This is a genomic window from Streptomyces sp. NTH33 (assembly GCF_003236365.1).
GTDB lineage: Bacteria > Actinomycetota > Actinomycetes > Streptomycetales > Streptomycetaceae > Streptomyces.
In genome coordinates, this window is the sequence record NZ_POTZ01000557.1 from 1 (window position 1) to 4,072 (window position 4,072).

Genomic DNA, 4,072 nt, shown 5'->3' on the forward strand with positions numbered 1-4,072 from the left:
GGTCGGTACGGGAGCTGAGGGCTGGGGACGCGAGATGACGGGGCGAGAGACGAACCGACCCGATCGCCGTAGCCGCCGCCCAGGAGACCTCCGATGACGACGAACCCCACACTGGCCGATCTGGCCCAGCGCGCCGCCGCGAACAGTTCCCGCCCGGCCTACGGCCACGACGCGCTGATCAGCTGCGACCGCCTGGTCCGCATCTTCACCGCCGACGGCGTGGAGGTCCAGGCGCTCCAGGGCCTGGACCTGCTCGTCCGCGAGGGCGAGCTCATGGCTCTCGTCGGCGCGTCCGGCAGCGGCAAGTCGACCCTCATGAACATCCTCGCCGGCCTGGACACCCCGACGGCCGGCGCGGCCCGGGTCGCGGACCACGACCTGCTCGCCATGACCGCGAAGGACCGTCTGCGCTACCGCCGCGAGGTCGTCGGCTTCGTCTGGCAGCAGACCTCCCGCAACCTCCTGCCCTACCTGACCGCGGCGCAGAACGTCGCCCTGCCCATGCAGCTGTCCGGCACCTGGGGAAGGGGCCGCCGCGCCAAGACCGCACGGGCGCTGGAACTGCTGGAGCTGCTCGAGGTGGGCGACTGCCGCGACCGCCGCCCGCACGAGATGTCCGGCGGCCAGCAGCAGCGCGCCGCGATCGCGGTGGCCCTCGCCAACAACCCGGCGGTGCTGCTCGCCGACGAGCCGACCGGCGAACTCGACTCCCACACCGCCGAGCAGGTCTTCGCCGCCTTCCGCACCGCCAACGAACACCTGGGCACCACCATCGTCATCGTCACCCACGACCAGGCGGTCGCCGGCGAGGTGCGTCGCACGGTCGCCATCCGCGACGGCCGTACGTCCACGGAGGTGCTGCGCCGCAGCGAGGTGGACGCGGCGACCGGCGACGAGCGGGTGGTGAGCCGCGAGTACGCCATGCTGGACCGGGCCGGCCGTCTGCAGCTGCCCGCCGAGTACACCCGGGCCCTGGGCATGCGCGACCGGGTGGCGCTGGAGCTGGAGCCGGACCACATCGCGGTGCGGCCGGACGACAGCGAGAGGAACGGCGAGAGGAACGGCGAAAGAAACTGACAGCCGGCCCTCGCCCGGTCAGCGGACGCTGAGGCCCAGGGTGCCGAGCCCGGCCTCGGCCCGCCGTACGGCGATCGAACCGTACGGAGTCCGCAGCCGCAGCCACGCGCCCGACGAGAACAGCGCCGGGTCCTCCGCCCCGGGGGCCGCCGGGGGCCTGAGGAACCGCAGCGACTGGGCCGCGTGCACGGCCCGCACGGGCAGCCGGGTCCGTCCGACCGTCCGGGACCAGATCTCCCGGCCGATCCGGTCGAGTTCGGCGCGCGTGCGCCGCTCTTCCTCCAGCTCCTGCGTGCGGGAGCGGAACTCGGCGACGGCGGCGGACACCATCGTGCCCAGGGCCTCCGCCGGGGGCAGGCCCGGCTCCGGGCGCCAGCCGCCGCGCGGCGGGAGTACGCCCGCCCACGGCGGCCCGGTCACCGCGGCCGGGACGCGGGCCGAGGCCGCCGGCTCGTCGACCGACTCCAGCAGTTCACCGGCGGAGACGGTCACGTCGAGGGTGACGTCGGTTCCGTTCTCGTACGGCTCGGCCAGCCGTACCGTGCGGACCGCCAGCACCTCGAAGGACGGCGGACGCCCGAACACGGCGAGCGCCGTGCCCGCCGCCTGCAGGCGCACCGCGGCGGCACGGTCGTAGTGCAGCAGACGGGAGAGGAAGGCGGCGAGGTCCGCCGCCTCCGTCCCGTCAGCGAGGCGGAGCACCGTCATGCGGCGACGGCCTCCTCCTCGGCGTCGGCTTCGCCGGCGTCGTCCGTGTACTCCTGGAGGAACTCCCGCTCCTCCGCTGTGATCCGGCGGGGGCGCTGCGCCTCGAAGTCGAAGGGCACGATCACCGTCGAGGCCCGGACGTAGATCTGGTCGCCGTCCTTGACCTCGTAGGAGAGGGTGAAGGACGCCGCCCTGATCTCGGTGACCCACAGCTCGATGTCCACCGGCGCGTGCCGGTGGACGAGCTGCCGCTTGTAGTCGATCTCGTGGCGCGCCACCACCGACCCCTGCTGGAAATCCTTGTCCGGGCGGAACAGGAAGTCGATACGGGCCTCCTCCAGATAGCGGAGGAACACCACGTTGTTGACGTGGCCGTACGCGTCCATGTCCGCCCAGCGCAGGGGGCAGTGGTATGTGTGGCGCATCTGCTTCGATCAGCCCCGGGTCAGCTTCTTGTAGGTGGCACGGTGCGGGCGGGCGGCGTCCGCACCGAGCCGCTCGACCTTGTTCTTCTCGTACGACTCGAAGTTGCCCTCGAACCAGAACCACTTGGAGTCGCCCTCGTAGGCGAGGATGTGCGTCGCCACGCGGTCCAGGAACCACCGGTCGTGGGAGACGACCACGGCGCAGCCGGGGAACTCCAGCAGCGCATTCTCCAGGCTGGACAGGGTCTCGACGTCGAGGTCGTTGGTCGGCTCGTCGAGGAGCAGCAGGTTGCCGCCCTGCTTGAGGGTGAGCGCGAGGTTGAGGCGGTTGCGCTCACCGCCGGAGAGCACACCGGCCGGCTTCTGCTGGTCCGGGCCCTTGAAGCCGAACGCGGACACGTACGCCCGGGACGGCATCTCGACCTGGCCGACGTTGATGTAGTCCAGCTCGTCGGAGACGACGGCCCACAGCGTCTTCTTCGGGTCGATGTTCTCGCGGCTCTGGTCGACGTAGGAGATCTTGACGGTGTCGCCGACCTTGATGCTGCCGGAGTCCGGCTCCTCGATGCCCTGGATCATCTTGAACAGCGTGGTCTTGCCGGCGCCGTTCGGGCCGATGACACCGACGATGCCGTTGCGGGGCAGCGTGAAGGACAGGTCGTCGATGAGGACCTTGTCGCCGAAGGCCTTGTGGAGGTTGTTGACCTCCACGACGACGTTGCCGAGCCTCGGCCCCGGCGGGATCTGGATCTCCTCGAAGTCCAGCTTCCGCATCTTCTCGGCCTCGGCGGCCATCTCCTCGTAGCGGGCCAGACGCGCCTTGGACTTGGCCTGCCGCCCCTTGGCGTTCGACCGCACCCACTCGAGCTCGTCCTTCAGGCGCTTCTGCCGCTTGGCGTCCTTCTGTCCCTCGACCTTGAGACGGGTGGCCTTGGTCTCCAGGTACGTGGAGTAGTTGCCCTGGTAGGGGTAGGCGCGGCCGCGGTCGAGCTCGAGGATCCACTCGGCGACGTTGTCGAGGAAGTACCGGTCGTGGGTGATGGCCACGACGGTGCCCTCGTACTTGGCCAGGTGCTGCTCCAGCCAGCCCACGGACTCGGCGTCGAGGTGGTTGGTGGGCTCGTCGAGGAGCAGCAGGTCGGGCTGCTCGAGCAGCAGCTTGCACAGCGCGACGCGGCGCCTCTCACCACCGGAGAGGTTGGTGACGGGCCAGTCGCCGGGCGGGCAGCCCAGCGCGTCCATGGCCTGCTCCAGCTGGGCGTCGAGGTCCCAGGCGCCTGCGTGGTCCAGCTCCTCCTGGAGCTTGCCCATCTCCTCCAGCAGCGCGTCCGAGTAGTCGGTGGCCATCTGCTCGGCGATCTCGTTGAACCGGTCGAGCTTGCCCTTGATCTCGGCGACGCCCTCCTGGACGTTCTCCAGGACCGTCTTCTCCTCGTTCAGCGGGGGCTCCTGCAGCAGGATGCCGACGCTGTAGCCGGGCGACAGGAACGCGTCACCGTTGGACGGCTGCTCCAGCCCCGCCATGATCTTCAGCACGGTCGACTTGCCGGCGCCGTTCGGGCCGACGACGCCGATCTTCGCCCCCGGCAGGAAGCTCAGGGTGACGTCGTCGAGGATCACCTTGTCGCCGTGCGCCTTGCGCGCCTTGCGCATGGTGTAAATGAACTCAGCCAAGAGAAACCGTCCGGCAGCTTGAAATCAGGCAGTGGGCAGATACACCCCATCTTGCCGCACCGCCGCCCCTTGGCGTTCGACCGCACCCACTCGAGCTCGTCCTTCAGGCGCTTCTGCCGCTTGGCGTCCTTCTGTCCCTCGACCTTGAGACGGGTGGCCTTGGTCTCCAGGTACGTGGAGTAGTTGCC

General features: G+C 70.1%; 5 protein-coding genes. 1 reads left to right on the top strand and 4 read right to left on the bottom strand.

Annotated elements, in window-relative coordinates; translation table 11 throughout:
• Positions 1–93 precede the first annotated feature (93 nt).
• Positions 94–1,077, top strand: a complete 984-nt coding sequence (locus C1I97_RS32785; protein WP_111006670.1) for an ABC transporter ATP-binding protein — start codon at positions 94–96, stop codon at positions 1,075–1,077.
• A gap of 18 nt (positions 1,078–1,095) precedes the next feature.
• Here the strand turns inward: C1I97_RS32785 and C1I97_RS32790 are convergent, their stop codons facing one another.
• From C1I97_RS32790 to C1I97_RS32805, 4 genes are all read right to left on the bottom strand, one after another.
• Positions 1,096–1,785: a hypothetical protein gene (locus C1I97_RS32790; RefSeq protein ID WP_111006671.1), complete on the bottom strand. Its 690-nt coding sequence runs from the start codon at positions 1,783–1,785 to the stop codon at positions 1,096–1,098.
• Positions 1,782–2,210 carry an acyl-CoA thioesterase gene (locus tag C1I97_RS32795; RefSeq protein WP_111006672.1) on the bottom strand — a complete coding sequence of 143 codons (429 nt, stop codon included), beginning with the start codon at positions 2,208–2,210 and terminating at the stop codon, positions 1,782–1,784. The genes C1I97_RS32790 and C1I97_RS32795 overlap by 4 nt, the downstream gene beginning before the upstream one ends.
• 9 nt (positions 2,211–2,219) lie before the next feature.
• Complete coding sequence (gene ettA / locus C1I97_RS32800; RefSeq protein WP_111006673.1) at positions 2,220–3,884, bottom strand: energy-dependent translational throttle protein EttA; 1,665 nt, start codon at positions 3,882–3,884, stop codon at positions 2,220–2,222.
• Positions 3,827–4,072: hypothetical protein (locus tag C1I97_RS32805; RefSeq protein WP_146608364.1), on the bottom strand; the 246-nt coding region annotated here is incomplete at its 5' end. The genes C1I97_RS32805 and ettA, both read right to left, overlap by 58 nt.

Bases quoted from the DNA above. Each gene is read 5' to 3' on its own strand.
- C1I97_RS32790 (WP_111006671.1), bottom strand. From the start codon at position 1,785: ATGACGGTGCTCCGCCTCGCTGACGGGACGGAGGCGGCGGACCTCGCC.
- C1I97_RS32785 (WP_111006670.1), top strand. From the start codon at position 94: ATGACGACGAACCCCACACTGGCCGATCTGGCCCAGCGCGCCGCCGCG.
- C1I97_RS32795 (WP_111006672.1), bottom strand. From the start codon at position 2,210: ATGCGCCACACATACCACTGCCCCCTGCGCTGGGCGGACATGGACGCG.